Annotated in this window: 26 protein-coding genes; 15 read left to right on the forward strand and 11 right to left on the reverse strand. The window is 61.5% G+C overall.

Going from position 1 to position 26,393, the window contains the following annotated elements:
- Positions 1-239: 239 nt before the first annotated feature.
- Together PQQ96_RS21205 and PQQ96_RS21210 are read left to right on the forward strand one after the other, a co-directional pair.
- Positions 240-2,039 carry a methyl-accepting chemotaxis protein gene (locus PQQ96_RS21205; RefSeq protein WP_408296049.1) on the forward strand — a complete coding sequence of 600 codons (1,800 nt, stop codon included), beginning with the start codon at positions 240-242 and terminating at the stop codon, positions 2,037-2,039.
- A 21-nt stretch (positions 2,040-2,060) separates the two neighbouring features.
- Complete coding sequence (locus PQQ96_RS21210; protein WP_408296052.1) at positions 2,061-3,641, forward strand: methyl-accepting chemotaxis protein; 1,581 nt, start codon at positions 2,061-2,063, stop codon at positions 3,639-3,641.
- A gap of 110 nt (positions 3,642-3,751) precedes the next feature.
- On the opposite strand, the gene PQQ96_RS21215 is transcribed toward PQQ96_RS21210, so the two are convergent.
- Entirely contained in the window at positions 3,752-4,132 is a 381-nt protein-coding gene (locus PQQ96_RS21215; RefSeq protein ID WP_408296055.1) for a DUF5594 family protein, read from the reverse strand.
- A 225-nt stretch (positions 4,133-4,357) separates the two neighbouring features.
- Between PQQ96_RS21215 and PQQ96_RS21220 the strand changes: the two genes are divergently transcribed.
- Positions 4,358-5,362 (forward strand): hypothetical protein, encoded by a 1,005-nt coding sequence (locus PQQ96_RS21220; RefSeq protein ID WP_408296058.1) that lies wholly within the window; start codon positions 4,358-4,360, stop codon positions 5,360-5,362.
- A gap of 84 nt (positions 5,363-5,446) precedes the next feature.
- Here the strand turns inward: PQQ96_RS21220 and PQQ96_RS21225 are convergent, their stop codons facing one another.
- From PQQ96_RS21225 to PQQ96_RS21255, 7 genes are all read right to left on the reverse strand, one after another.
- On the reverse strand, positions 5,447-5,596 hold the full coding sequence (locus PQQ96_RS21225) for a hypothetical protein (RefSeq protein ID WP_408296060.1): 150 nt from the start codon (positions 5,594-5,596) through the stop codon (positions 5,447-5,449).
- Positions 5,597-5,620: 24 nt separating this feature from the next.
- Positions 5,621-7,291 carry an acyl-CoA synthetase gene (locus PQQ96_RS21230; RefSeq protein WP_408296063.1) on the reverse strand — a complete coding sequence of 557 codons (1,671 nt, stop codon included), beginning with the start codon at positions 7,289-7,291 and terminating at the stop codon, positions 5,621-5,623.
- 503 nt (positions 7,292-7,794) lie between these two features.
- Positions 7,795-8,067 carry a hypothetical protein gene (locus PQQ96_RS21235; RefSeq protein WP_408296066.1) on the reverse strand — a complete coding sequence of 91 codons (273 nt, stop codon included), beginning with the start codon at positions 8,065-8,067 and terminating at the stop codon, positions 7,795-7,797.
- Positions 8,045-9,388 carry a dicarboxylate/amino acid:cation symporter gene (locus PQQ96_RS21240; RefSeq protein ID WP_408296069.1) on the reverse strand — a complete coding sequence of 448 codons (1,344 nt, stop codon included), beginning with the start codon at positions 9,386-9,388 and terminating at the stop codon, positions 8,045-8,047. Before PQQ96_RS21240 ends, PQQ96_RS21235 begins: the two co-directional genes overlap by 23 nt.
- Before the next feature lie 101 nt (positions 9,389-9,489).
- A complete protein-coding gene (gene leuD, locus PQQ96_RS21245) occupies positions 9,490-10,107 on the reverse strand; it encodes a 3-isopropylmalate dehydratase small subunit (protein ID WP_408296071.1) in 618 nt (205 codons plus the stop codon).
- Positions 10,101-11,519: a 3-isopropylmalate dehydratase large subunit gene (gene leuC, locus PQQ96_RS21250; RefSeq protein ID WP_408296074.1), complete on the reverse strand. Its 1,419-nt coding sequence runs from the start codon at positions 11,517-11,519 to the stop codon at positions 10,101-10,103. Before leuC ends, leuD begins: the two co-directional genes overlap by 7 nt.
- A gap of 17 nt (positions 11,520-11,536) precedes the next feature.
- Positions 11,537-12,415 (reverse strand): alpha/beta fold hydrolase, encoded by an 879-nt coding sequence (locus tag PQQ96_RS21255; RefSeq protein ID WP_408296076.1) that lies wholly within the window; start codon positions 12,413-12,415, stop codon positions 11,537-11,539.
- Positions 12,416-12,509: 94 nt separating this feature from the next.
- Here PQQ96_RS21255 and PQQ96_RS21260 point away from each other — a divergent pair, with 94 nt between their 5' ends.
- A complete protein-coding gene (locus tag PQQ96_RS21260) occupies positions 12,510-13,412 on the forward strand; it encodes a LysR family transcriptional regulator (RefSeq protein WP_408296079.1) in 903 nt (300 codons plus the stop codon).
- 461 nt (positions 13,413-13,873) lie between these two features.
- Here the strand turns inward: PQQ96_RS21260 and PQQ96_RS21265 are convergent, their stop codons facing one another.
- Positions 13,874-14,782 (reverse strand): LysR family transcriptional regulator, encoded by a 909-nt coding sequence (locus PQQ96_RS21265; RefSeq protein ID WP_408296081.1) that lies wholly within the window; start codon positions 14,780-14,782, stop codon positions 13,874-13,876.
- Positions 14,783-14,968: 186 nt separating this feature from the next.
- On the opposite strand from PQQ96_RS21265, the gene PQQ96_RS21270 reads away from it, so the two are divergent.
- The 7 genes from PQQ96_RS21270 to PQQ96_RS21300 all read left to right on the forward strand — a co-directional run bounded on the left by PQQ96_RS21270 (position 14,969) and on the right by PQQ96_RS21300 (position 22,168).
- A complete protein-coding gene (locus PQQ96_RS21270) occupies positions 14,969-17,089 on the forward strand; it encodes a 3-hydroxyacyl-CoA dehydrogenase NAD-binding domain-containing protein (protein WP_408296084.1) in 2,121 nt (706 codons plus the stop codon).
- 91 nt (positions 17,090-17,180) lie between these two features.
- The gene (locus PQQ96_RS21275; protein WP_408296087.1) at positions 17,181-18,389 is read left to right on the forward strand and encodes an acyl-CoA dehydrogenase family protein; all 1,209 of its coding nucleotides are present in this window, start codon (positions 17,181-17,183) and stop codon (positions 18,387-18,389) included.
- Positions 18,390-18,401: 12 nt separating this feature from the next.
- Complete coding sequence (locus PQQ96_RS21280) at positions 18,402-19,532, forward strand: acyl-CoA dehydrogenase family protein (protein ID WP_408296090.1); 1,131 nt, start codon at positions 18,402-18,404, stop codon at positions 19,530-19,532.
- 366 nt (positions 19,533-19,898) lie between these two features.
- Positions 19,899-20,591: an aspartate-alanine antiporter-like transporter gene (locus PQQ96_RS21285; protein ID WP_408296093.1), complete on the forward strand. Its 693-nt coding sequence runs from the start codon at positions 19,899-19,901 to the stop codon at positions 20,589-20,591.
- Between the two features lie 22 nt (positions 20,592-20,613).
- Positions 20,614-21,366: an aspartate-alanine antiporter-like transporter gene (locus PQQ96_RS21290; RefSeq protein ID WP_408296096.1), complete on the forward strand. Its 753-nt coding sequence runs from the start codon at positions 20,614-20,616 to the stop codon at positions 21,364-21,366.
- Between the two features lie 150 nt (positions 21,367-21,516).
- Complete coding sequence (locus tag PQQ96_RS21295) at positions 21,517-21,843, forward strand: type II toxin-antitoxin system RelE/ParE family toxin (RefSeq protein WP_408296099.1); 327 nt, start codon at positions 21,517-21,519, stop codon at positions 21,841-21,843.
- Positions 21,836-22,168: a helix-turn-helix domain-containing protein gene (locus PQQ96_RS21300; RefSeq protein WP_408296102.1), complete on the forward strand. Its 333-nt coding sequence runs from the start codon at positions 21,836-21,838 to the stop codon at positions 22,166-22,168. Before PQQ96_RS21295 ends, PQQ96_RS21300 begins: the two co-directional genes overlap by 8 nt.
- Positions 22,169-22,858: 690 nt before the next feature.
- Here PQQ96_RS21300 and PQQ96_RS21305 read toward each other — a convergent pair.
- Positions 22,859-23,218, reverse strand: a complete 360-nt coding sequence (locus PQQ96_RS21305; protein ID WP_408296105.1) for a helix-turn-helix domain-containing protein — start codon at positions 23,216-23,218, stop codon at positions 22,859-22,861.
- A 152-nt stretch (positions 23,219-23,370) separates the two neighbouring features.
- Here PQQ96_RS21305 and PQQ96_RS21310 point away from each other — a divergent pair, with 152 nt between their 5' ends.
- From PQQ96_RS21310 to PQQ96_RS21325, 4 genes are all read left to right on the forward strand, one after another.
- A complete protein-coding gene (locus tag PQQ96_RS21310; protein ID WP_408296108.1) occupies positions 23,371-23,796 on the forward strand; it encodes a hypothetical protein in 426 nt (141 codons plus the stop codon).
- A 30-nt stretch (positions 23,797-23,826) separates the two neighbouring features.
- Positions 23,827-24,273, forward strand: a complete 447-nt coding sequence (locus PQQ96_RS21315) for a hypothetical protein (protein WP_408296111.1) — start codon at positions 23,827-23,829, stop codon at positions 24,271-24,273.
- A gap of 194 nt (positions 24,274-24,467) precedes the next feature.
- Positions 24,468-24,815 (forward strand): DUF4148 domain-containing protein, encoded by a 348-nt coding sequence (locus PQQ96_RS21320; RefSeq protein ID WP_408296114.1) that lies wholly within the window; start codon positions 24,468-24,470, stop codon positions 24,813-24,815.
- 609 nt (positions 24,816-25,424) lie between these two features.
- Positions 25,425-25,637 (forward strand): hypothetical protein, encoded by a 213-nt coding sequence (locus tag PQQ96_RS21325; protein ID WP_408296117.1) that lies wholly within the window; start codon positions 25,425-25,427, stop codon positions 25,635-25,637.
- A gap of 209 nt (positions 25,638-25,846) precedes the next feature.
- Here PQQ96_RS21325 and PQQ96_RS21330 read toward each other — a convergent pair whose 3' ends face one another.
- Entirely contained in the window at positions 25,847-26,083 is a 237-nt protein-coding gene (locus PQQ96_RS21330) for a helix-turn-helix transcriptional regulator (RefSeq protein ID WP_408296120.1), read from the reverse strand.
- Positions 26,084-26,393 lie beyond the last annotated feature (310 nt).

Genomic DNA, 26,393 nt, shown 5'->3' on the forward strand with positions numbered 1-26,393 from the left:
ATACGAATACAGCGCCTGGCAGACCATCACAGAGCCGCTGTTTCGGCATCTATTGAAAAAGCCGCTTCGAAAGAAAAAGTGTGAAGCATCGCGACGCGCCGCCACAAGCGGTTTTCCCGGTAAGCGTCCCAAACTGTAAGATTTTCCCGCTCAAGTCCCCACTGGCCGCGCCGTATACCGCGTATGAGGCCCCCGCCTCACCGACTACGGCTCACTGCTTACTCCGAAAGACTCCCGACATGTTCTCCTCCATTCGCGCGCGCATCGTCGCCCTGTGCGTCGCCATCGTTGTGGTTGCGCTCGCTGCTAACGCGGTTCTCAACTATGTCGTCGCCAACTCGTACAACGCCGATGCTATTGAAAGCAGTTTGAACGCTGTCGAAAGCGGTCATGCAGACGGTATCGAAGACTGGATCGCATCCAATAGTCAGATGATCAATTCGCTGCAAGACGCTGTGCTGCAGCCCGATCCGTCCGCCGCGTTGAAGCAGATCGCAGCAGCCGGCAAGTTCACCAATGTGTACGTCGGCTACGCGGACAAGACCGCGAAGTTCTCCGACCCGACCGGCATTCCGCCCGACTACGATCCGACCGGCCGCCCCTGGTACAAGCAGGCCGCAGCCGCCGGCAAGCCGGTGGTGACGCCACCGTATGTCGATGTGGGCACGGGCAAGCTGGTGGTCGCATTCGCTGCGCCCGTGGTACGCGACGGCGTGGTGAAAGGCGTGGTGTCCGGCGACGTCGCAATGGACAGCGTGATTGCCAACGTCAAGGCGATTCATCCGACGCCCGCGAGCTTCGGCATGTTGATCGACGCGAGCGGCCATATCGTCGCGCACCCGGACGCCAGGCTGACCTTGAAGCCCGTAACGGACCTCGCGCCCGCGCTTACCGGCGACAAGCTGGCCGCGTTCTTCAGCGCCGGGCACCCGGTCGAAGTCAACGTGAGCGGCAGCACGAAGCTGCTGCGCGCCGAGGCCATTCCCGGCACCGACTGGTATGCGGTCGTTGCGCTCGACAAATCGGAAGCGACGGCGGGCATGCGATCGCTGTTGACCGCCTCAGTGATCGCCTTGATCGTGATCGCCGCCATCGCCGCCGCGATCGTGGCCGCGGTCACCGCCGTGTCGTTCCAGCGCCTGTCGAAAGTACGTGATGCGATGGACGCGATCGGCTCGGGGGAAGGCGATCTGACACAACGCCTGCCGGCCGTCGGCAACGACGAAGTCGCGCAGATCGCGCGTTCGTTCAACACCTTCATCGACAAACTCAGCCACGTGATGCGCCAGATTCGCGATGCCAGCGAATCGGTGCGCGTCGCCGCCAATGAAATTGCCGCGGGCAACGTCGACTTGTCGGGCCGCACCGAATCCGCAGCGGCCAGCCTGCAACAGACGGCGGCGTCGATGGAAGAAATCACCTCGACGGTCACGCAATCGGCCAGCGCCGCGAAGCAGGCCGACGATACGGCCGTGTCCGCATCGCAGGTCGCCTCGCGCGGCGGCGTGGTGATCTCCGAAGTGATTACGACGATGGGCGAGATCGAACATGCGTCGGTGAAGATCTCCGACATCATCGGTGTGATCGACGGCATCGCGTTCCAGACCAACATCCTCGCGTTGAACGCCGCGGTGGAAGCCGCACGCGCCGGCGAACAGGGCCGCGGCTTCGCCGTGGTGGCCGGTGAAGTGCGCAGCCTCGCGCAACGCAGCGCGCAGGCGGCAAAGGAAATCAAGGCGCTGATCGAATCGACCGTGGCGAGCGTCACCTCCGGTTCGGGCCAGGTGCGCCAGGCCGGCGCGACGATGACGGAGATCGTCAGCAACGTCGCCAACGTGACGACCATCATTTCCGAAATCACCCAGGCGGCCAACGAGCAAACACGTGGGATTCAGGAAGTGAACCGCGCGGTCAGCCAACTGGACGAAATGGTTCAACAGAACGCCGCATTGGTCGAAGAATCCACGGCCGCCGCCGCTGCCTTGCAAAGCCAGGCCGTGAGTCTTGCCAATGCCGTGACGCAATTCAAGCTGGACTAAGGTTCGCCAAAGGAAATCGTAGTGACGTTCTATAGAAATCTGAAGATCGCCGTTAAGTTGGCACTGCTCGGCGCTGTGCTGCTCGCCGCCACGATGGTGGTAGGTCTCGAAGGCTGGCATGCATTGTCCAATACGCATGCGTTGCAAATTCAGTCCGCGCAAACGCTCGGCCAGTATGCGCAAGCCGCCGACACCGCACGGGTCGCGCAGGTCGAATTCAAGAAGCAGGTGCAGGAATGGAAAGACCTGTTGCTGCGCGGCGCTGATCCCGCTTCGTTCACCCAACACCGCGACGCCTTCAGCAAGGAAAGCGGCACGACGCACGCCGCCCTGCTGCGACTGAAAGATCAGTTGAATGCACTAGGCGCCAACGTGGACGGCGTCGACAAGGCGCTCGCCACACACGCCTCGTTGCAGGATAGCTACCTCGACGCGCTCAAGCACTATGACGCGGCCGATCCGAATACGGCGCACGTCGTCGACGGCCTGGTCAAAGGTATCGACCGCGCGCCGACCGCCGCTATCGACGACATCGTCGCCTCGGTGATGCAGCAGGCGCAGGACTCCAACGTGCGCACGAGCGAGGCCGCCGAACGCGCGTACACGCTCGCCTGCACGCTGCTGCTGTCGGTTGTGATCTGCGCGCTCGGCGTGGGCACCTTCGCGATCTGGTTCCTGAGCCGCAGCATCACATTGCCGGTCAGGCAGGCGGTGGGGGTCGCGCAAGCGGTTGCGGCAGGTGATCTGCGCGCCGATGTCACCGTGGTGAGCCGCGACGAAACCGGCCAGTTGCTGGTCGCACTCAATGAAATGAACCAGCGTTTGCGCCATATCGTCAGCGAGATTCGCGAAGGCGCGCACACGATCTCGTCGGCGACGCAGGAGATTGCCGCGGGCAACCTCGACCTGTCGGCGCGCACCGAACAACAGGCCGCGTCGCTCGAAGAAACCGCCGCGTCGATGCAGCATTTCACCGACTCGGTTCAGCGCAACGCCAGCAACGCGCGCGAAGCCACCACACTCGCGCAAACCGCTGCGCAAGCGGCGCGCGACGGCGGCAGCGTGATGACCGACGCGGTACGCACAATGGGCCAGATCGACGCGGCGTCCAAACGCATCGTCGATATCATCGCCGTGGTCGAAGCGATTGCCGCGCAGACCAATATTCTGGCGCTCAACGCGGCCGTTGAAGCCGCGCGTGCCGGCACGCAGGGGCGTGGCTTTGCGGTTGTCGCGAGCGAAGTGCGTAGTCTCGCCCAACGCTCAGCCGATGCCGCGCGCGAGATCAAGGCACTGATTCGCGAGTCGGTTGCCACGATCGACGCCGGTACGCAGTTGATCAACCACGCGAGCAATACGATGGATGGCGTGGTGCAAAGCGCGGGCAGCGTGACGCGCATCGTCGAGGCGATCGCGACCGCCAGCGTGGATCAGGCAGCGGGCATTGCGGAAGTGAACGATGCGGTCACGCAGATGGATCAGGTGACGCAAAGCAATGCGGCTTTGGTGGAGCAAGCGGCCGCGGCTGCCGATGCGGTGCAGAGCAAGGCATCGGGTCTGGTGCAAAGCGTGAGCTTCTTCCAGATCGGCGCAGCGGCGTAACCCTCCGATGAATCAACGCCGCGCGTGAATTGCGCGGTGCTTCCCGCGTCGTGCTCGCGGCACAGCATTCGTGGCACGCTGCCCGTTGCGCGACGCCGATTACACGCCGCTTACGACTCGAAGTCGAGGCCGCCGAGCAATACCGCCGGCTCGGCCTGTGTGTGCGAGACAAAATCCAGTTCGCGCACATGGCGCCAGGCTTCGAGCTTGCGCGGCAACGCAGCCAGATAGCCGGCAAAGCGCGCCGGCCCTTCCGCACCCATCAGCCGTTCAATCTCGTCGCTATCCCAGGTCAGGAACAAATTCAAAGGATGCGGGTAATGGCGCAGGTCTTCGATCGGCACGGCATGAATCCGCACGCGTGTGGGATGCCCGTGCCCACCGAACGGCAGCACTTCGGTATGCACGGTGGTGGCAAAACATGCGGCAATGGCCTCGGCGATGCGAGGCGCAAACTCTTCATCGAAACGGGCTGCACTCTCTGGACGCATCTATGTCTCCGACGTTCTTTTCAACGAGCGAAGCATCGTAGCATGCAAGCGGATCCGCGCCTGTTGCGTGCTTGCCGCATGCTCGCCGCGCCCCGGTAGCGTCCTTGTTGCGCCGGTGTGTATTTTCTATAATCCGCGCCTGGACCCTACAACAAAAGGCAGTAGATGTCGCATACCCGTTTTGCCTTGCTCCTCGCCGGGGCCGTTTTGCTAGGCAATCAAGCCATGGCGGACGACCTGATCGCCACCAAACCAGGCGTGATGTGCGCATCGGCCCAGGCGCTCGCACAGCTCACGCTGCCCAACGGCGACAGCCGCAGCCACGAGGCCGCGGCAACACCCGCTCAACAGGCGCTGGCGCAATCGGGCGGTTGCATCGATATTCAACCGGGCATCACGGTCAACGTGCAGACGGCGCACAAGAATACGTCGGTGGTCACCTACCAGCAGCCCGGATCGGCGACGAGCGAAACCTTCGTGATCCCGAACATCGATTTCACACCGGTTTTCACCGACGACTCAGCGGCATCGCAAACTACGGCGCAAGTTCAAGCGGAAGACCGATCACAGACCACCACGCAAACATCGGCCGCTGCCGTGCCGTCCGGCTATTGGGTCGCGCAACGCGTGCCGGGCGCAGCGGGCGACACCATCGAACTCCTCGAAGACGAGCGCATCACGCCGGCTCTGCAGCAGCAAATGTGGGGCAGCGGCGCCGCCGAGGAAGGTCTGCCCGGAAAGGACCTGAAGCCGCTCGCGAAAGCGCAATTGCGGTTGGTGTCGGCATCGGGCGCGATCGCGGCGACGCGGCAACTGGACTATCCGCTCGCACGCGTGGAAACCGCGCCGTTGCATGGCGTGCCGGGCCCGGTCCTGTTTATGACCGTCGACGCCACCGCCCCAATGGGTTCCTACAGCGGACCGGCCACGGAAATCCTGATGCCGGCCCAGCAGTCCCTGGATGCCATGCAATACGCCACGGACGACGGCAAGAGCGGCGCCCTGGTGCTCGCCAGAACCGGTAAGGCGAACTGGAAAATTTCGCCCTCCCGCAAAGGCGGTGCGGATGAGATCCAGCAGGTGGCGAGCGCACCAGGCACGGGCGACGACTTTGTGACGCGTTACGCCACCTACCGTTTTATCGGCGGCAAGTGGCAACTCACACAACGGCAAGAACCGGGTCTCTGGGAGAGTGACGGCGATTTCCCGAATCGCAACCTGTTTCCTTAAACGTCCTCAACGTCCTGAACGCCGGGCTTACCTTGACGCCCTCATACAGTGCGAAGCCGCCGCAGCTTCGCACTGCCTCAAGCATCAAACCGTCTGCTGAATCAGCAGCCTCGCCTCGTTGACCGCTGCCGCCGGCTCTCGCGAAACATCGAGCACGCTCGCGCCCTTCTTCGTGCGCATCGACAGATAGCGCAGACAGCACACCCGCAGGACCGATGCAAAGTTTATCGGCATCTCTACGCAGCGCCTGGCACGCTGCTACAGACCTGGATTCCCCCCGGCAGGATTCTCCGCATCGTGCGCGAGCTCCGCACGCAACGCTTTGCGAATCACCTTGCCGGTAGCGGTCAGAGGCAGGCTTTCCACGAAGCGGATCTCGCGCGGATATTCGTGCGCGGCGAGGCGTGTTTTGACATGCTGCTGAATTTCGCGCACCAGGGCCTCGTCGCCAATGAAACCGGGATTCAGCACCACAAACGCCATGACGATCTCAGTGCGCTCGCGATCCGGCGCGCCGATCACCGCGGCCATCGAAACCGCCGGATGCCGCAGCAATGAGTCTTCAATCGATGCCGGTCCGATCCGGTAACCTGCACTCGTGATCACGTCGTCACCACGGCCGACGAAGCGGATGAAGCCGTCCGCGTCGCGCGTACCCAGGTCGCCGGTGACCAGAAACTTGCCACGGAATTTCTCGCGCGTTGCCGACTCATTGCCCCAATAGCCGAGGAACATGACCGGATCGGGTGCGGCTACCGCGATATCGCCGATGGCGCCTTGCGGCAATTCGTTGCCGTCCGCGTCGATGATCGCCACGTGATGTCCCGGCACCGCGCGGCCGATCGCGCCGAAGCTCGGCTCGAACAACGCCGCGCACGACGACACCACGACATTGCACTCGGTTTGTCCATAGAACTCGTTGATCGTCACGCCTAGCGCTTGACGTCCCCAGCCGATCAATTCCTCGCCAAGTGATTCGCCACCGCTCGCCACGGAGCGCAGCGCAAGCGCCCAGCGTTCGGGATGCTCGACGCCGCGCATCATCTTCAGCGCGGTCGGCGGCAGGAACGTATGCGAGACCGCATGACGCGCCATCAGATCGAAGGCGGCCTGGCCGTCGAATTTCGCAAAGCGGCGCGCTAGTACTGCGATGCCGTGGTGCCAGGATGGCAGCAGTACATCGAACAGGCCGCCGATCCAGGCCCAGTCCGCGGGTGTCCACATCAGCGTGGCGTGCGCGGGGAAGCCCTGCTGGGATAGTTCGACACCTGGCAGGTGCCCCAGCAACACGCGGTGCGCGTGCAAGGCGCCTTTCGGCTTACCGGTGGTGCCGGAGGTGTAGATGATGACCGCGGGGTCATCCGCGGCGGTGTCGGCCGGTGTGAAGTCGGCGGATGCGTTGTTCAGTGCTTGCCAGAAGGAGCGCGCTGGGGCTTGCGCGTTGTTGCTGTCGCTTTCGATGTCGACGTTGAAGACGTTACGCAGGTGAGGTAACGCGTTGCGGATTTCGTCGATTTTTTGCACGCCGGCGTTGTCGGTGATTAGTGCGACTGCGCCGCTGTCGCCGAGGCGGTGCTCGATTGCGTCCACGCCGAATAGGGCAAAGAGTGGGACAGCTACCATGCCGGCTTTGTATGCAGCAAGGTGGGCGATCGCCGTTTCAATGGACTGCGACAGGAAGATGCCGATGCGGTCGCCACGTTGTGCGCCGGATGCGAGTAGCGCGTTGGCGAAGCGGTCCGATAGGGACTTCAATTCGTCGAATGTATAGCGGGTGGATGCGCCTTCGGCGTCTTCGTAGATCAAGGCGAGGCGGGCCGAGCCGTCGGCCCATTTGTCACAGACGTCGACGCCGATGTTGTAGTGCGGTGGGATTCGCCAGGCGAAGTTGGCTGTCAGCGATTCGTAGGTCTGGCCGTCGAGGTTCATCGTGTCTCCGTCACTTTGCACTTTCTTCGTTTTTTGAGTTTAGCTCAATGTTTTGGTGCGCGTAGCGGGAGTTTGGGGTTTTTGTGGTTTTGGTCTGCTCCTTTTTTAGGTGTTTGTCTGCGGAGCGGTTGTTTCTGTGTGCCTATGGGGTTGGTCTTTGCTTGATCTGGCTTCTTTGGCCTCTCCTTGAATTCTTAGTGGTCTATTTGTGTTGCCCCTGTGCGGGGCGGCACTTACTTTCTTTGCCGCCGCAAAGAAAGATAAGCAAAGAAAGCGGCTCAAACCGCTAATTTTTAAGCCCCCCCCCCCGCACAGTTGCGATAGTGGTGCATCTGGAATCCGTGCCCTCGCACATTCCGCGTCAGTGACAAAGGTGTCATCAGCTCCCACTCCGCACTGCGTGCGTCGCGGACGGGTCTGCCAAGGAAACCAACGGAGTGGCCAACACGGCGGGCGTTGTGGGCAATTCTTCCTTAGCCCGAGGTTTGTTGAGCTTGACTCAACTAATCGAATTTGCCGTACTCCGTGTCGCCCTGGAACAACGTATTCACCGTTTCCACCACCGCTCTTCGATGCAACGCTACCTCGCGTACATCACCACTCCATCGAGCGCGCATTCGCAAGTACCCGGTGTAAGTTCGCGCGCGGGTCGCTGTCGCCTGTGCATAGGCATAGGCATAGGCATAGGCATAGGCATGGGCATGGGCATGGGCATGGGCATCGGCATCGGCATCGGCATCGGCATCGGCGTAGTCAGATCGAGCGTTGCGCTTCACGTTCAGGCAAGCGTTCCACGACAGCCGCCCCCTCCTCCGCGCCGACTGCGCCAGACGTCGTAACCGGCCTCGCCAACGCCGTCTTTAGCTTGTCCCGATCCAGTTCCTTCTCCCACGCAGCAATCACGATCGACGCCACGCCGTTACCCATCGTATTCGTCAGCGCGCGGCACTCGGACATGAAACGGTCAATACCGAGAATCAGGACCATCGCGGTCACCGGCACGGTCGGCACGACCGACAGGCTCGCGGCCAGCGTGATAAAACCCGCCCCCGTGACGCCGGTTGAGCCCTTCGAGGTCAGCATCGTCACCGCCAGCAACGTGATCTCCTGAACAATCGTCAAATGGGTGTTCGTGGCCTGCGCGAGGAATAGCACCGCCAGTGTCATGTAGATATTGGTGCCGTCGAGATTGAACGAGTAGCCCGTCGGCACAACCAGTCCGACAATCCCCCGAGCGCATCCGAGTCGTTCGAGTTTTTCCATCAACTGCGGTAAGGCCGCTTCAGATGTGGACGTGCCGAGCACGATCAGCAGTTCGTCCTTGATGTACACGACGAAGCTCCACAAGCTGAAACCGCATGCTCGCGCAATCAGGCCGAGGCCGCACGAGACGAACAGGAATGCGGTGAGGTAGAACGTGCCAATCAGTTTCATCATCGGCAGCAAGGAGACAATGCCGTATTTGCCGATCGTGAACGCGATGGCGCCGAACGCACCAATCGGCGCGAGGCTCGTAATCATGCGCACCATGCGGAAGAAAGTCTTCGACAGCAATTCGATCAACCCGATGACTGGCTTAGCGGGTTCGCCCATCACGGCGAGCGCCGTGCCGAACAGCATGGCGATCAGCAGCACCGGCAAAATATCGCCCTGCGTGAACGCGCCGACGAACGTCTCCGGGATGATGTGCATGAAGAAACCGGCAAGCCCTTCGCCGTGCGCGGCCTGTGCGGCGTAACTCGATACTGCGCCGGCATCGAGTGTGGCCGGATCCACGTTAAAGCCAGCGCCGGGTTGCAACACGTGCGCGGCCAGCAATCCGATGGCAAGCGCGAGTGTCGACACCACTTCGAAATACAGCAGCGCTTTGCCGCCCACGCGGCCGACCTTGCGCATGTCGTGCATGCTGGCAATGCCAGTCACGACAGTGCAGAAAATCACCGGGCTGATGATCATGCGCACGAGTTTGATGAAGGCGTCGCCAAGCGGTTTCATCGCCACGGCATCCGCAGGCAGGAAATGGCCCACGAGCACACCAATAACGATCGCCACGAGCACCTGCACGTACAGCACCTTATAAAGCGGTTTGCGCTTCATGTCTCCTCCGTTTTTAAAGGCAAAGCGCGTCCCTTCCCTTCTGGCGGGGAAATCATCACGCGCGTTCCGGTTGAATGGCGGCACACGTGCCGCCAGGGGATTTACAGCACGGCGGCCCAGCTATGCCGTTCGAAGTGGGCCCGCTCGAACGCTTCAATGTCGCGCAGTGAAGCGAGCGTGAGGTCGATGGTGTCCATGCCTTCGATCACCATCTGTTTGTGACGTGCACCGAGCGGGAACGCGAACACGCGACCACTGGCGAACGTCACCGTTTGCTGTTCGATATCGATATGCAAGGGCGCCGCCGGTTGTGTCGTAGCGTCATGCAGTAAGACGTCGACTGCTTCGCGCTCCAGTTGCACTAGCAGCAAGCGGTTGTTCATCGCATTCGAATAGAAAATCTCCGCGAAGCTGGGCGCGATCACCGCTTCAAAACCGAATTGCTGAAGCCCCCACACGGCATGCTCACGACTCGAACCGCAACCAAAATTCGAACCACCGATCAGAATGCGCGCGCCGCGATATGCCGGCTGATTCAGCACGCAATCCGGGCGCGGCTCGCCATCCGCGTCGACACGCAAGTCGTACAGCAAGCCCTCGCTCAGCCCGGCCTTGTCGATGATGCGAAGAAATTGCTTCGGCATGATCTGATCGGTGTCGAGGTTTTCAATCGGCAAGGGCGCGGCGATTCCGTCGATGTCAGTCAGTCTCGTTAGCATGATTGCGTCTCCAGCGTGCGGACGTCGGTGATGCGGCCGGTTAGTGCGGCGGCAGCGGCCATCGCAGGGCTCATGAGGTGCGTGCGGCCGCCGCGTCCCTGACGTCCTTCGAAGTTACGGTTGGTCGTCGATGCGCAGCGCTCGCCCACCGCGAGAAAATCGTCGTTCATCGCGAGACACATCGAACAGCCAGGCTCACGCCATTCGAAACCCGCATCGCGCAGCAGTGCGGCGATGCCCTCGGCCTCTGCTTGTCGGCGCACGCTGCCTGAGCCCGGCACGACCATCGCGCGCACGCCTTGCGCGACGTGGCGCCCGCGCACGATAGCGGCGACGATGCGCAAATCCTCGATTCGTCCGTTGGTGCACGAGCCGATAAACACACGATCGATCGGCGTGCCCACAATCGGCTGGTCCGCATCGAGCCCGATGTAGTCGAGCGCGCGACGCAGCGCCGCGGCGGCTTCCGGCGTCTTTTGCGCAGCCGCACTGGGAATGCGCTGATCGACTGCAATCGCCTGATCGGGGCTCGTGCCCCATGTAACGAACGGCGCGATATCGTGTGCATCGAAATGATGTTCGACATCGAAGGCGGCACCAGCGTCGGATTTCAGTTCGCGCCAGTCGTTCATGGCGGCAGCCCACGCGGCATCATCGAACGATGTTGCGTGTGCGCGGACGTAGTCGAACGTGGTCGCGTCGGGTGCGATCAGCGCGGCTCGCGCGCCGGCTTCGACGGTCATGTTGCATAAGGTCATGCGCGCTTCAGCGGACAGCGTTGCAATCGTCGAGCCTGCGAACTCGACCGCATAACCACGCGCACCCTGTGCGCCGATGCGGCTGATGATCCACAGGATCATATCCTTTGAGGATGTGCCGTACGGCAACGCCCCGTCGATCGTAATACGCATGGTTTGCGCGACGCGATAGACCAGCGTTTGCGTGGCCAGCACGTGCTCGACCTCCGAGGTCCCGATACCGAAGCCCAATGCGCCGAGCGCGCCGTACGTGGTCGTGTGACTATCACCGCACAGCACGACCATCCCCGGGCGAATCAGGCCGCGTTCGGGCGCGACGATATGTTCGATCCCTTGCAGCGGATCGTTCGCCGCGTACAGTTCGATACCCGCCTGCTCGCAGTTGCGCGCGAGATTATTCGCCTGCAACAGCGAAGCGGCATCGCGAATCACACGCGGCGATTCCGCATGCGTCGGAATGATGTGGCTGACCACCGCCAGTTGCTGCCGCGGACGACGCACCGGCCGCGCTTTCGCCGCGAGCGCGCTGAACGCCTGCGGGCTGGTGTATTCGTTCATCAGATGCAGATCGACATACAGCAGCACGTTTTGCGCGTCGATGCGTGTGACGACGTGCGAATCGACGAGCTTCTGGTAAAGGGTTCGTTTTGACATGATGGGCCGACCGACGGCTAGGACTGCAGGAACGGCAAGGCGCGTTCGAGCAGCAACTCGGGCGCTTCCTCGGGAATGTAATGGCCGCACGGCAACGCCCCGCCGCTCACGTGCGCCGACCACTGCCGCCATTCGGCAAGCGGTTCGAAGCATTGTTCGATCACGCCATGCGCACCCCACAACGCCAGGAAATCGCACGCGATTTTCTGGCCTTCGACGAACGAGGCACGGTCATGATCGAGGTCGATCGTGATGCTCGCGCGGTAGTCCTCGCAGATGCCATGCGCGGTGGCCGGGTCTGACAGACAGCGCAAATACTCGGCGTAGGCGGCATCGGTGAACGGCGCGAGCCCGGCGCTGCGTGCGCCGATCGTCTGCTTCAGGTAGAGATCGGGGTCCGCACGGATCAGCGTTTCGGGAAACGGTGCCGGGCGCACCAGGAAGAACCAATGCCAGTAAGCACGCGCAAACTCGAACGAAGTCTGCTCATACATGGCGAGTGTCGGTGCGACATCCAGCGTGACCAGTTTCATCACGGCTTGCGGATGATCGAGCGCCATGCGCGCGGCAACGCGCCCACCGCGGTCGTGGCCGACAACGGCAAATTGTGTGAAGCCGTGGGCGCGCATCAACGACACCTGATCCGCGGCCATGCGGCGTTTCGAATAGGTGCTGTGGTCGGGCGCGCCTTGCGGTTTGCCGCTGTCGCCATATCCACGCAGATCCGCTGCAATGACGGTGAAATGCTGTGCCAGTGTGGGCGCGACCTTGTGCCAGATCGCGTGGGTCTGCGGATGGCCGTGCAACAGGAGTAAGGCCGGCCCGCTGCCGCCGCGGATCGCGTGGATCTGGATGCCGTCGACATGCGTCGACGCGTCGGTGAAACCTGTAAACATCGTTGCCTCCCGTATCTGAATGCAGTCTAATTGATGCCTGCAGCGATATGGTTTCTATTAAGGCAATCCGGAATTAACTTTTGGGAACGAATCGATGGACGGCTTTTCCGACCTGAATCTGTTCGCGCTGGTGGCGCGTCACCGCAATCTGGCGGCCGCGGCGCGTGAACTCGGCGTGACGCCGCCGTCGATCAGCAAGCGCCTCGCGCAACTCGAACAGCGCCTGGGCGTGCGGTTGGTCAACCGGACCACGCGCCGCCTGAGCCTCACGGCCGAGGGCGAGATCTATCTGGCGAATGGCTCGCGCATCCTCGACGACCTCGCTGAACTGGAGCAACTGGTTACCAGCAGCCGTGCCGAGCCGACCGGCCTGTTGCGCGTGAACGCGTCGTTCGGTTTCGGTCGCGCGCACGTCGCGCCGGCCATCTCGCGGTTCAGCGAACGTTTTCCGTCGATGAAAATCCAGTTGCATCTCACTGACCGGCCGGTCAGCTTGCAGGAAGAAGGCTTCGATCTCGGCATTCGCTTTGGCGAGGTGCCGGACGCGCGTATCAATGCGCGTTTGCTGCTGAAAAACCAGCGGCTGGTGTGTGCCGCGCCTGGCTACGTGAAGCGGCATGGCGCACCGGCCATGCCTCACGATCTGACGCGCCATGCGTGCCTCGTCTTGCGCGAAAACGAATCGGCGTATGGCACGTGGCATTTTGCGCGCGGCAAGAAGTCGGAGACGGTGAAGGTGGATGGTCCGTTGAGTAGCAACGATGGCAGCGCCGTGCTGAAGTGGGCGCTCGATGGGCGCGGCATTGCCGTGCGCTCCGCATGGGAGATTTCCCGCCACCTGCAACGTGGCGAGCTGGTGCCGTTGCTTACGGAATGGGCGCTGCCGAACGCGGACATTCACGCGATCTATCTGGAGCGGCACCGGTTGTCGGCGAAACTCAGGACGTTCATCGACTTTCTCGGCGAAGAACTGCAAGCGAGCGTTCAATCGGCTTAGCGCGCGTGGCGTGCGGTACGCCACGCGCCGCATGGGCATCACGCGGGTCGGCCGAATACCCGGCGTGTGTGTTCACCCGGCGCGTTTGTTTCGTTGGGTGCGATTTGCGCGCCAGCGAATCAGGAAGCTGATCAGTGCGGCGAATCCCGCAGTGCCCGCGTAGCCGGCGAGGCGGATGGCATCCTCACTTGGGAGACGCGTGACCAACACAATGGCAATGGCAATGGCGATTGCAAGCAGAGCAAGACATGCGATTGTCCATTTCATCCCCGTCTCCCCTGAAGGTTGATGTGCTGCCAGGCGCACGGCTATCTCGCCGTTTTGTTAAGCATACCCGTGAGTGAGACATCGGTGCTGGTGCGGCTTTCTTCTGTGCGCCAACGCAGTGAATCCGAATTTGATCTGTTCACCGGTCGCGCACAGATCAGCAGCGTGCTGAAGGAAAAACGCTTCGGTGCTGCTCAAACGGCCACCCCTCTGCCACTTCCCCTCGCCTGCTCCAGGATGAACTCGATAAAACTCGCCGCGGCCCGCGTGTGATGGCGATTCGGCATATAGAGCAGGTACATATTCGTACCGAAGATGCTTAAACGCCATTCGTCGAGCGCCGTCACGACATCGCCGCGACGCAGATCGTCCTGCACTACGTAGTCAGGTACGAGACCGACACCCAGACCGGCCAGCACCGCCTGGCGCAAGAACAGAAAGTTCTCGGAAATGATCGTCGGCTCCAGCAGCACTTCGTGGCGTTCGTCGCGCAGGTAAGCCGCCACCCGCAACTGCCTGCCGACCACCGCCGCCGTAATCAACGGCGTCGTACGCAGATCATCGAGCCGCACCGGCATGCCGCGGCTTTCGGCAAAACCCGGCGATGCACACGCCACATATCGCACCGGCCCCATGTCGCGCGCGACGAGATTCTGCGGCGGCTCGGACATCACCCGAACCGCGATGTCGACCTCGTCGCGCATCAGGTCCTCGACGCGATTCTCGAACATTACATCCAGCACGATGCCCGGATAAAGACGCTTGAACGCGATCAGCCAATCCGACATCACCAGTTGCCCGTACCCGCTCGGCACACTCAATCTCACCCGCCCCTGCAGGCTCTGCCCGAGCGTGGTGACAGATTCGCGCGCGGCCAGCAGCGCGTTCTGGATCGTGCGGCCATGCTCGTATAGCTGCAGACCGATTTCGGTCGGTTCGACGCGGCGTGTGGTGCGCCTCACCAGTTGCATGCCGATTGAGCGCTCCAACTGGTTCAGGTGGTAGCTCACGTTCGCGCGGCTCATTTTGAGCCGGCGCGCGGCTTCGCTCAGGTTGCCCGCATCGAGGATATCGACCAGCAAGGTCAGCGAGTTGACGTCCATGATGCAGCCTTTGTCAAAATAATTTTGACAGTCTGTCAATGGTCTATGTAATTGTCAATAAACCTTGACCAACCGACAATCGGAGAATTCGCCAGACCCGGCATGCCTCGATCGGCCCCCATTCGACCGGATTTGGCCCGATCTGGCCCGCTCTGGTCCGGTAATAGACACTAAGGAGACGACACGATGACCCCCACCCCTTCCGCCGACGTTGTAACGCGCGAATTGCGCGGCAAAGTCCTGCTGGTCACGATCGACCACGCGCCTGTCAACGCCCTCTCCGCCGACGTGCGGCGCGGCCTGCTCGCCGCTATCGAAGCCGCGGATGCCGACAGCGCCGTCGAGGCCGTGCTGATCGTCGGCGCCGGGCGCAACTTCATCGCGGGTGCGGACATTCGCGAGTTCGGTAAGCCGCCGGTGCCGCCGTCGCTGCCGGACGTCTGCAACCGCATCGAAGCGTGTGCCAAGCCGGTGGTGGCCGCGATTCACGGCGCCGCGCTCGGCGGCGGCCTGGAAGTGGCGCTCGCGGCGCACTACCGCCTCGCCGTAAATGGCGCGAAGCTTGGTTTGCCCGAAGTGCAACTCGGCCTGCTGCCGGGCGCAGGCGGCACGCAGCGTACGCCGCGCCTGATTGGCGCGCCAGCCGCTCTCGACCTGATTCCGAGCGGCCGCCATGCCAGTGCGAAAGAAGCGCTCGCGCTCGGTCTCATCGACCGGCTCGGCAGCAGTGATGACATCCTCGCCGAAGGACTGGCCTATGTGCACGAACTACTGGCCGCTCACGCTCCCGTGCGGCGCACGCGCGATGCCGCTGCGCTAAGCGACCGCGCCGCGAGCCTCGCCGCGGTCGCCACCGCGCGCGCGGAAACGGCGAAGAAATCGCGTGGTCTGTTCTCCCCGCTAAAAATCGTCGATGCGGTAGAAGCCGCCATCGAACAATCTTTCGAAGACGGCCTGCGGCTCGAACGCAAACTGTTTCTGGAATGCATCGACAGCCCGCAACGTGCCGGGTTGATTCACGCGTTCTTTGCCGAACGCGAAGTGCTCAAGGCGCCCGAAACACGCGAGGCGAAGCCACGCGCGCTGAACAAAATCGGCGTGGTGGGCGGCGGCACGATGGGCGCGGGCATCGCGGTTGCGGTGGTCGATGCAGGCTTGCCGGTGACGATGATCGAACGCGACGATGCGTCGCTCGCGCGCGGCCGCGCGCACATCGAAAAGGTCTACGATGGCCTGGTCGCCAAAGGCCGCATGAGCGCTGAGAAGAAAACCGATGTGATGTCGCGCTGGCAGGGCAGCACTTCGTACGACGCACTCGCCGACGCCGACCTGGTGATCGAAGCCGTCTTCGAAGACCTCGAGGTGAAAAAGGCCGTGTTTGCCGAACTCGATCGTGTCTGCAAAGCCGGCGCGGTGCTCGCCACCAACACATCGTATCTCGACATCGATGCGATTGCGGCGAGCATTTCCCGCCCCGCGGACGTGATCGGCCTGCACTTCTTCTCCCCCGCCAACATCATGAAGCTGCTGGAAGTAGTGGTGCCGAAGCAGGTCAGCGCGGACGTGGTCGCCACCGCGTTCGAACTCGCGAAGAAGCTGCGCAAGACGCCGGTGCGTGCGGGCGTGTGCGACGGCTTCATCGGCAATCGCGTGCTGGCGGTGTATCGCAGCGCGGCGGACGCGATGATGGAAGACGGTGCGTCGCCGTATCAGATCGACGCCGCAGTGCGTGCGTTCGGCTTCCCGATGGGCCCGTTCCAGGTGGTCGATCTGGCGGGCGGCGACATCGGTTGGGCCACGCGCAAACGGCGTGCGGCCACACGCAACCCCAAAGCACGCTACGTGCAGATCGCCGACCGTCTTTGCGAACGTGGCTGGTTCGGCCAGAAGACCGGCCGTGGTTTCTATCTGTACCCCGAAGGTTCGCGCAGCGGCTCGCCCGACCCTGAGGTCGCGGCCATCATCGACGCCGAGCGTGAACGCGCCGGCATCACGCCGCGTACTTTCAGCGACGAAGAAATCATGCGCCGCTACATGGCCGCGATGATCAACGAAGGGGCCAACGTCGTGCATGAAGGCATCGCGCTGCGGCCACTCGACGTCGATGTGACCTTCCTCTATGGCTACGGCTTTCCGCGTTATCGCGGCGGCCCGATGAAATACGCAGACACGGTGGGCCTCGCCACGGTGCTCGCGGACATCCGCGAGTTCGCCAAAGAAGACCCGTTGTTCTGGCAAGCGTCGCCGCTGCTGATCGATCTGGTCGAGCGCGGCGCCGATTTTGCGAGCCTCAACCAAACGGCTTGAGACGGCACATCATCTGGCGCGTTCTTGACCGGCGGGGGCCTGCCCTCCCGCCGGTCTGCCGGTCAAACAAATATCAAGGGAAGAACCCACTATGGATCTGAATTTCACGCCTGAAGAAGAGGCATTCCGCACTGAGGTGCAGCGCTTTTTGCATGACAAGCTGCCCCAGCGTCTCGCCGACAAGGTGCACGGCGGCCGTCGCCTTACGCGCGACGACATGGCTGAGTGGCACGCGATTCTCAACGCGCAAGGCTGGCTCGCCAATCATTGGCCGAAGGAGTACGGCGGGCCGGGCTGGAACGCCGTGCAGAAATTCATCTTCGAGAATGAATGCGCACTGGCGGGCGCACCGCGTGTCGTGCCGTTCGGCGTCAACATGCTGGGTCCGGTGATGATCAAATACGGCAACGAGGCGCAAAAGCGCCACTGGTTGCCGCGGATTCTCGATGGCTCGGACTGGTGGTGCCAAGGCTACTCGGAACCGGGCGCGGGCTCGGATCTCGCGGCGGTAAAAACCACCGCTGTACGCGGCAGTGATGCACAGGGCGAGCACTACATCGTCAACGGTCAGAAGACGTGGACCACGCTCGGCCACTACGCGAACATGATCTTCTGCCTCGTGCGCACCGCCGCCGACGTGCGCAAGCAGGAAGGCATCAGCTTCCTGCTGATCGACATGAATACGCCGGGCGTCGAAGTGCGCCCGATCATCACGCTCGATGGCGAGCACGAAGTCAACGAAGTCTTCCTCACCGATGTGCGTGTACCGGCTGAGAACCTCGTTGGCGAAGAGAACAAGGGCTGGACCTACGCCAAGTATCTGCTCACCTATGAGCGCACCAATATCGCGGGCGTCGGCTTCTCAGTGGCCGCGTTCAACCGGCTGCGCAAGATCGCCGCGAAGCAGCAGCGCAACGGCCGGCCGCTCGCGGAAGATCCGTCGTTTGCGGCACGTATGGCACGCGTCGAAATCGACCTGGAGAACATGAAGACCACCAACCTGCGCGTGATCGCAGCGGTGGCCGGCGGCGGCGTGCCGGGCGCCGAGAGTTCGATGCTGAAGATTCGCGGCACCGAGATCCGCCAGGAAATCTCCTCGCTCACGCGCCGCGCGATGGGACCGTATGCGCAACCGTTCGTCGAGGAAGCCTTGCACGACGGTTTCGAAGGCACGCCAGTCGGCCCCGACGAAGCCGCGAGCGCCGCCTCGCTTTACTTCAACAACCGCAAGCTGTCGATCTTCGGCGGCTCCAACGAAATCCAGAAGAACATCATTTCCAAAATGATCCTGGGACTGTAAGGGGCACACGCCATGAATTTCCAGCACACCGAAGACCGCCGCATGCTGGCGGATACGCTCAACCGCTTTGTCACCGAGCAATACGGCTTCGAGACGCGCGACCGGATCGCCCGCTCGCCTGAAGGCTTCAGCGCCGACCTGTGGAATCGTTTCGCGGAACTTGGCATTATCGGCGCCTTGTTCGATGAAACGGATGGCGGTTTTGGCGGTGGCGGCTTCGATATCGTCGTCGTATTCGAAAGCCTGGGTCGCGGCCTTGTGGTCGAGCCGTTTCTCGATACATTGATCGTCGGTCAAGCCATTGCACGTGACGGCAGCGAAGCGCAGAAAGCGATGCTGGCCGAACTGATCGACGGCTCGCGTCGGGTGGCACTCGCGCATGGCGAGCCGGAAGGCCACTACGAACTATCGCGCGTGATGACGCGTGCAGAACGCAACGGCAACGCATGGAAAGTGAATGGCGCGAAGGCGGTCGTTCAGCAGGGCGAGAACGCATCGCTCTTCCTGGTCTCCGCGCGCACCGCCGGCACCGACGACGCCGAAGCCGGCATCACGCTCTTTCTCGTCCCTCGCGACGCAGCAGGTGTCAGCGTGCGCGGCTATCGCAAGATCGACGGCGGCCGCGCGGCCGAGGTCACGTTCGACAACGTCACGCTCGTCGACGACGCATTGCTCGGCACGGCCGGCGAAGGTTTTGCGACGCTCGAATACGCGATTAGCTGCGGCGTGCTGGCCTTGTGTTCCGAAGCAGTCGGCGCGATGGATGTCGCGAAGGATTACACGCTTGAGTACTTGCGCACACGTAAGCAGTTTGGCGTACCGATCGGCAGCTTCCAGGCATTGCAGCATCGGATGGCGGATCTGCTGCTCGAGATCGAGCAGGCGCGATCGGCGGTGATCAATGCCTCTGCCGCGCTTGGGGCAGAACGCACTGTGCGGGAACGGGCAGTTTCGGCGGCTAAATACAGTATCGGCAGGATTGGGGCGCTGGTCGCTGAGGAGTGTATTCAACTGCATGGCGGTATCGGCATGACGTGGGAACTGCCGTTGGCTCACTATGCGAAGCGCCTCGTGATGATCGACCATCAACTGGGGGATGAGGATCACCACCTCGAGCGGTATATCGCGCTCGGCAGAGGTTGAGACACTCAGACTCAGAATCACACTCTCCGTCTCCACGGCGATCCCGAGAAACGGAGAGTGTGCGTCTGGTTTCCAGCCTTTCTCTGAATCAGCGCCGCTGTGGCGGTTTGCCAACGGCGCTGCCCTCGCCCGTTTTTTCAATGACTCGTTGACGCTCATCGGCGCGAGACGCCACTCATCAAGCCGCATAACTCCCCCCCAGGCGCGCCCTCAGCGCCGCCTTCAAACACATAAGAAAAATCCAGAAATCTGTTAGATACTGGCAAACATTCCGCCCCCGCGGCACCTCTCTGACTCATTCAGCATAAGCATCACAGCAGCAGGAAACCAGCAGAACCCGAAGTCTCAACCCCTATCCGAGGAAACGTGGATTTCCTGAAGACGCTTCTTGAGCATCAGCCTTTAATGACGCTGTTCCTCACCATCGCGGTAGGTTATTTCGTCGGCGAAATCAACATCAAAGGGTTCTCACTCGGCGTCGGCGCTGTACTGTTCGTCGCACTGGCTGCCGGATGGTTCGCACCGAAGTCAGCACCTGCGCCAATGATTGGCACGCTCGGGCTCTCGCTCTTTCTTTACACCGTCGGTGTTCAATACGGCAAGCAGTTCTTTCTTGGGCTGACCAGCACCGCCGGCCGCTGCGCGAACATCCTCGCGCTGATCGGCGTGCTGTGCGCGGGTGCTGCAAGCGTCGCGATTCAGAAAATCATGCAACTGAATCCGGGCTATGCACTCGGCCTCTTCTCAGGTTCGGGTACCAGTACGGCTGCATTGCAAGCGACCATCGCCGCACTCGGAAACGACGACGCAGCGGTTGGATATTCGGTCTCCTACCCATTTGGCGTGGCCGGTCCTATCCTGCTGCTCTATCTCGCGTTCATGGTCCTCGCGCCGAAGATCAAAACAGCTTCAAACGCCGGCCTTGAAATTCTCGAAATCGCATTGCGCAACCCGGCGTTCTGCGGCAAAACGCTCGCCGAAGCGGTCGCTGCCCTGCCCGCCAACGTGCAGATCGTCGCTGTGCGGAGCGCGCATCACAACGCACCCAGCCACGCCTGAACTCGTACTTGCAGAAAATGACGTGGTGCTCGCCGTCAGCCCGACCGGGGACGCGCTCGCCGAGGCCCGCAGGAGTCTTGGCGAAGCAGCGCCTGGGCGCGTGCTACGCGACCGCGGCGATCTGGACTATTTGCGCGTGTTTGCGTCGCGTGCGAACGTGGTGGGTCGGCCGCTTGGTGAACTGGATCTACCGAATGGGTCGATCGTCGCGCATGTGCGGCGCGGAGACGCGGACATCATGCCCAACCCCGATCTCATACTCGAATACGGCGACCGTGTCGGGCTGTTGACACAGCGCGCGGGGTTTCCGGCACTGCGGGGCTTCTTCGGTGACTCCATCAAGGGCACGGCCGAGTTCAGCTACATTTCAGTCGGCCTCGGGATGGCGTTGGGGTTTCTGGTCGGCGCGATCCAGATTCCGTTACCGGGTTTGGGCAAACTCGCGCTCGGCTTGTGCGGGGTTTTGATCGTGGCGCTTGTGTTGGGCAAGCTGCGCCGAACCGGCAGCGTCAACTGGACAATGCCGTTACCCGCGAACCTCGTGTTGCGCAACCTCGGGTTGACGATTTTTCTCGCCCAGGTGGGCATGGCATCGGGTCCGAAGTTTGCCGCGACGGTTTCGCAGACTGGATTGCTGATGTTACGCCTTGGGGCAATCGTGCTGCTCGCGCTGTATGAACCATCGGGAACAAAACTGCATGAAACGGATTTACCAGCGTTACCCATACACTGCCGAGAAGCGCGAGGCGTGGCGTCTGCTAGGTCAAAGGCTTGAACTGTTGATCGAGCCAGACAGCCACCAGGAACCAGTTGATGAACATGTTGACGCCCCAGACTCAGAGGATACGCCTCACCCCTAGTCCGAAGTTGGAGCGCTACGCGCGACGGAGTTGTCAGATATTAGCAAATTTGCTAACATTGTCGCATGAACTGGACCGTCGTCTACTTCAACGAACGGGTCAAACTGGATGTTTTCGGCCTGCCCGCCGGGATTATTGCAGACTACCTGCGGCTGCTTGATCTGATGCAGGAATTTGGGGCAGACCTCCGAATGCCCCATTCGCGCGCGATGGGTGACGGGCTGTTCGAACTGCGCCCGAAAGGCCGGGAAGGCATCGGACGTGTGTTTTACTGCACGCACATGGGTCAGCGCATCATCATCCTGCATTCGTTTGTGAAGAAAACTCAGGAAACGCCGCAGAGTGAGTTGCGCACGGCCCGCGCACGACTTAGAGAGGTACGCAATGGCTAATGCCCGAATCAGGGAAACTCGCGCCGGGCAGTTCGACCCGGTAACGCACACACCGGCTGACACCGCTAACCTGCTCACAAAGCCAGGCGTCAAGTTAGCTTACGACGCACTTGAAGACGAGTACAAGGCGCTGCGCGCGATCCTGGAGGTTCGCCGTGAAGCCGGCCTGACCCAGGCACAGATCGCCGAACGCATGGGTACGACTGCGTCAGCAGTATCGCGCCTCGAAGCTTCCCTAGCCAGTGAAAAACATTCACCGTCATTCGCGACGCTGCGCAAGTATGCGGCCGCGTGCGGCAAAAAGCTCATCATCTCTTTCGCATAAGTAACTTGGCTGCGCAATGACCCGGTCATAACTTGGCGCACGGGATATGCCTCATCCACAGCTCGCTCGCCGAGTCGTTAAGGCGTCCGGCCCTTCATCATGCAGATTCGCTCACGGTTTGGCGTAGTTACGGACAATCCGAGGCTACGGTAACGGGAATGCGTTGAGTATTCCCGTGAAGTCAACCCATGGTATGAAACGTGGCCCCCCCATCTTCCCGCCACGCATTCTGCTGAGCGAAATCCGCCCCTGCGCGATCGAGATCACCGGCCTGGATTGCGGCATTTGTTGCGTCGGGTGCGCGTCATGCTTCACATCCGTGTATGCACCGATGCCTTGCGAAACCGTTCGGCCGCGCGCCCACGCCGCATTCATCACATCAGTCTGCCGCGAAAGCAGATTAAGGACGTCGTGCGACTTCAGCAGCGGGCCGCTCGGGACCGCCGTATTGCGATCAATGCTCGCAACCGCCCGCGTCTGGTTCGCGGTGTTGGTGTTGATAGCACCCGCGCTGATCGCACTCTTCGCCCTCGCGCAGCTGTTGTGTAGTTGTCGTTCTGCGAAAACACCGGCCTTGTGCCGTCCGAGCCGGCCCCGTCGCCTTGCAGTCGCGCCGATGCTGACGCCAGCACTGAAGCCGCGGCTCCCCGCGCTGTAGCTGTAGTCAGGGGCTCAGGATATCGCTGGCCGTCACCCGGATACCGCATCCTCTGAGTCCACCCCGCCCCCTTGCACACCAGTGATTGCCGCGACCAGTGCCAGAACTCCCTTCTTCTCCCGGGGCTTGAGTTCACGATACCCGGCCAGCAGCCGCTCTTCAGCGCGATCGAATGCGAGGGTTGCAGGATCAGACGTACGTCCGGTCAGCAGATACAGGACATCCACGCCGACCTCTGCAATCCCTGCCAGATAGCTGGCATCGGGATATCTCAGACCTTTCTCGTAATTGAGCTGCGCATGTTTCTGCACGCCGCCAGCATTCGCCAATTCCGCCTGGTTCAGGCCCAGCCGACGCCTCTCTTGCTTCAGGCGAACGGGAAAAGCATCCATTTGTGAAACTATTATTGACATATTCACGATTGAATACTAATGTGGGTAACGTATCCGGTTAACTACTTTTGTGATGGTATCGCGCCCGGCGCGATACGAACCTGTTTTGTACCTTTGCAGAAGGTTTGCTTCTACCCGAAAGGAGAGATGCCATGTCGTTCAACTACGAAATCCGCGGTGCCCTCCCGGTTCGGCCCGGTTTCAGACACGCCCACGCGCAGCAACTCGCAGAGAGCCTCGCCAGGCCAGCCGATGTCTACTTCGCAACTGATGCCGTGACCCATTCGCTCGTAATACGTGTGCGTGGCGGCCTGTCGCCACACGAACAGCGGTCGGTCGAAGAGACTCTCGCACGGTTCTCGCAGAAATGGGCTGCGGCCGGTGCAATCTTTAGCCGGCAACGCTACGGCGAGCCATCGTTCGTTGCGTTCGGGCTTGCATCCCACGTCGAACTGCTCGACGAACTCGCCGATCTCCATCTCCAGATGGACGCGCTGCTGGGCCGCCAGGCCTTCATTCTCGGCCAGCTCGGCGCGACGGACACGGAAACAGTAATGGAACCGGTCGCCGACGACTGAAACGACTTCAAGCGTACAAGGATGGCTGCAATGGACAAGGGAACGTACGTCCTCTCGGGCTCGCTGCCTGTGCATGACGACCTGGAAGCGGAGCAGGTCGAACGGATCAGGCAACACCTCGGTGGCATCGCCACGGTGTATGTCGCGCATGACCAGACCGCGCATGCCGTATCGCTGCATATCTCCGGCACGATGCTTCGGGATGATGCCCGCATCGTCGAGAAACGGATCGAGAAATTCGCGGAAGAAAACGGCACCGCTGGCGCCATCCTCCTGAGCGAATGGAACGGCCTGTCGGACTGGCTCATGGTTGGATTGAACTGGCATGTGCAGTGTCTCCTCAAGCTCGATGCCGTGCAGGAACAGTTCGCGAGGCTCGCGGAACGCGATTTCGACTTCCTTGTGCGACTTGAACCAGCCAGCGGGAATGCGGCCCGTGAGGGCCAGCCGTTGATGTGCGTATCGGTCGCGACGTGAGCCCGGGACCGACGCGACAGGTCCGGGCGCAGGTCGAGCGCAGCGCATGACCATAACCAAGGTTTACCCAAATCCAACAACAATCCTCTCCAGACACAGGCCTTAATCTTAAGCGCCTGCATAACTAGACTGTACTCACTGAATACGAACAGGGCTGTTCGCAGCAGGACAAAACAAGTCTGGAGGTAAGTATCATGAAGTCCCTTATTCAAGCCGTTGTCGTTGCCGCTGTACTCGCTGCCCCGGTCGCATCGTTCGCCAAGCAGCCGAATGAGCTTGTCACCCGTGCGCAAGTACGCGCCGAACTGGTCCAGCTAGAAAAGGCTGGCTACACCCCGGCCCGTGGCGAAGATCCCAATTACCCGGCCGACCTTCAGGCTGCGGAAGCCAAGGTAGCGGCGCAAAATGCGCAAACCGCAACGGCACAGGCTCGCGTAGCTGACACCAGCGGCGTCGGTGGCGTCGTGAACGGTTCGTCGGCATCCGGCGCCCCCGCAGTCGCACTCGCTAACGGCCCGCGTTCGCTTTACTCCGGTCATTAAACCGTCAGACTGGCGAGCTGCCGGCGCCCCACCCGGTCGCTAGCATCGCCCTCTGAGCGCGCGGCACCTCTGCGCGCCTCCTTTCAGAGAACTGGCTCGCTAGCCCGGTAACGGTAGCGGGCCAGTTTCGTATCGAATACCTCCGCCGTCGGATTCCCGATGGCTTCGCTCAGACCTTCACGGTCTGGGCGCTTTTTCGCCGACAGCGCCGAGCTAATCGGCGTGCACCCGCACTACATACAGTTAATACGTTATCCTGATCAATTCACAGATACCGTTCTGTGTGAATGCCCTGCGGAGAAAATGTACCCACTACATTTTCTCCGCCCTCGGTGCTCATCAAGACATCGCTCGGCTTACCCATTTGACGACCGTGATTGCGTGCTGTGATTTGCAAGTATTCGGCATCTCAAATTAAATGTCGGTAAGCCTGACGGTTGAAAGGCAGCTATCCAGACCGTTGCTGCCCATCTGCAGTATCCAGCGCGGACAAAAGGGTGATGCACCCCGATGTCCGAAATACGGGTGACCTAACAGGAGAACGTCATGAAAAGCCAATAGGACCTGCTGTACGAGATCAACCAGCGCGCGATCCGCATGGAATCGCGGGTGGTGCAGTTGGGCGACCACGTGGGCGCGAACCTGCGCACCAAGATGCGCACTGACGTCCATGAAAGCGCGAACGGCACATGGGTCGAGGTAGACGCCTGCGACGTATCGATCTCACGGATCAGAACCGCGTTGAGAGAAGCTGGCATTAAAGAGAAGCAAGTGCCGGTCAGGCTGAACGGCAAGACGATCGCCATCGTGGCTGCAGAATGACCCTGCGCGTCGCCGGACATTCAGGTGTTTTCACCCGAATGTTCGGCGACGAGGCCTGCCACATCAAGCATCACCGGACAGGTGGTCATCTTTGACCATCTGTGCGTGGCGAGATCCTCACCTGCGGGGGGCAAAAAAAGCCCCGCCGGTCTCTGACAGGGCGTGGAGCACGCGCACCAAGGAGCTCAGATCTGCGCTGACAGTCAGCCTTATGCAGGCTCCCTTGATGCGAGCCACGCACGGACGTCCTCAACACGCCAGCCGACAGCCTTTGGACCGAGCCGGACCGGCGCAGGGAAGATTCCCGCTTTGATCCATGCGTAGAGCGTCGTCCGCCCAATCGAAAGCACGTCGACCATCAAATGCTTCGCTCGCACAAATCCGACTTCTGGCAATCGGTAGGGTTGTCGCACCAGACCGCCGTTAGATACCGCCTTCATAGCCATCTCCTCGTTTGCGATGACCCAATGGTCGTGTCACGACCGGCGCGTGGCGGAGCAGAACGAACGAAAAAGAATATAGAGGAACCACTATAGATTTGCGGTGCGCTCGTAAAATCACGTTCACGAATACCTGACTGAAGGACGAGAATATGGCGACGATTGCCTGCTTGGGTTGGGGATCGCTAGTATGGGATCCAAGGGGGATGCCTCTCCTGAGAAACAATCAGGATAACGTCGGTTTTCAGGCCGTTGGCGCAGCCGGAGTGATCTGGAAACCGAGGGCGGTGGCGCGGCGCCTGAGGGCGTCAATGCG

Origin of the sequence: Paraburkholderia sediminicola (assembly GCF_046027825.1) — a bacterium.
GTDB lineage: Bacteria > Pseudomonadota > Gammaproteobacteria > Burkholderiales > Burkholderiaceae > Paraburkholderia > Paraburkholderia sediminicola_D.

Coding starts and splice junctions, on each gene's coding strand:
- PQQ96_RS21230 (WP_408296063.1), bottom strand. CDS start 7,291: ATGAACCTCGACGGCCAGACCTACGAATCGCTGACAGCCAACTTCGCC.
- PQQ96_RS21295 (WP_408296099.1), top strand. CDS start 21,517: ATGAACTGGACCGTCGTCTACTTCAACGAACGGGTCAAACTGGATGTT.
- leuD (WP_408296071.1), bottom strand. CDS start 10,107: ATGCTAACGAGACTGACTGACATCGACGGAATCGCCGCGCCCTTGCCG.
- PQQ96_RS21280 (WP_408296090.1), top strand. CDS start 18,402: ATGAATTTCCAGCACACCGAAGACCGCCGCATGCTGGCGGATACGCTC.
- PQQ96_RS21255 (WP_408296076.1), bottom strand. CDS start 12,415: ATGTTTACAGGTTTCACCGACGCGTCGACGCATGTCGACGGCATCCAG.
- PQQ96_RS21320 (WP_408296114.1), top strand. CDS start 24,468: ATGAAGTCCCTTATTCAAGCCGTTGTCGTTGCCGCTGTACTCGCTGCC.
- PQQ96_RS21305 (WP_408296105.1), bottom strand. CDS start 23,218: ATGGATGCTTTTCCCGTTCGCCTGAAGCAAGAGAGGCGTCGGCTGGGC.
- PQQ96_RS21215 (WP_408296055.1), bottom strand. CDS start 4,132: ATGCGTCCAGAGAGTGCAGCCCGTTTCGATGAAGAGTTTGCGCCTCGC.
- PQQ96_RS21260 (WP_408296079.1), top strand. CDS start 12,510: ATGGACGGCTTTTCCGACCTGAATCTGTTCGCGCTGGTGGCGCGTCAC.
- PQQ96_RS21275 (WP_408296087.1), top strand. CDS start 17,181: ATGGATCTGAATTTCACGCCTGAAGAAGAGGCATTCCGCACTGAGGTG.
- PQQ96_RS21300 (WP_408296102.1), top strand. CDS start 21,836: ATGGCTAATGCCCGAATCAGGGAAACTCGCGCCGGGCAGTTCGACCCG.
- leuC (WP_408296074.1), bottom strand. CDS start 11,519: ATGTCAAAACGAACCCTTTACCAGAAGCTCGTCGATTCGCACGTCGTC.
- PQQ96_RS21205 (WP_408296049.1), top strand. CDS start 240: ATGTTCTCCTCCATTCGCGCGCGCATCGTCGCCCTGTGCGTCGCCATC.
- PQQ96_RS21225 (WP_408296060.1), bottom strand. CDS start 5,596: ATGCCGATAAACTTTGCATCGGTCCTGCGGGTGTGCTGTCTGCGCTAT.
- PQQ96_RS21310 (WP_408296108.1), top strand. CDS start 23,371: ATGTCGTTCAACTACGAAATCCGCGGTGCCCTCCCGGTTCGGCCCGGT.
- PQQ96_RS21270 (WP_408296084.1), top strand. CDS start 14,969: ATGACCCCCACCCCTTCCGCCGACGTTGTAACGCGCGAATTGCGCGGC.
- PQQ96_RS21265 (WP_408296081.1), bottom strand. CDS start 14,782: ATGGACGTCAACTCGCTGACCTTGCTGGTCGATATCCTCGATGCGGGC.
- PQQ96_RS21220 (WP_408296058.1), top strand. CDS start 4,358: ATGGCGGACGACCTGATCGCCACCAAACCAGGCGTGATGTGCGCATCG.
- PQQ96_RS21330 (WP_408296120.1), bottom strand. CDS start 26,083: ATGGCTATGAAGGCGGTATCTAACGGCGGTCTGGTGCGACAACCCTAC.
- PQQ96_RS21240 (WP_408296069.1), bottom strand. CDS start 9,388: ATGAAGCGCAAACCGCTTTATAAGGTGCTGTACGTGCAGGTGCTCGTG.
- PQQ96_RS21315 (WP_408296111.1), top strand. CDS start 23,827: ATGGACAAGGGAACGTACGTCCTCTCGGGCTCGCTGCCTGTGCATGAC.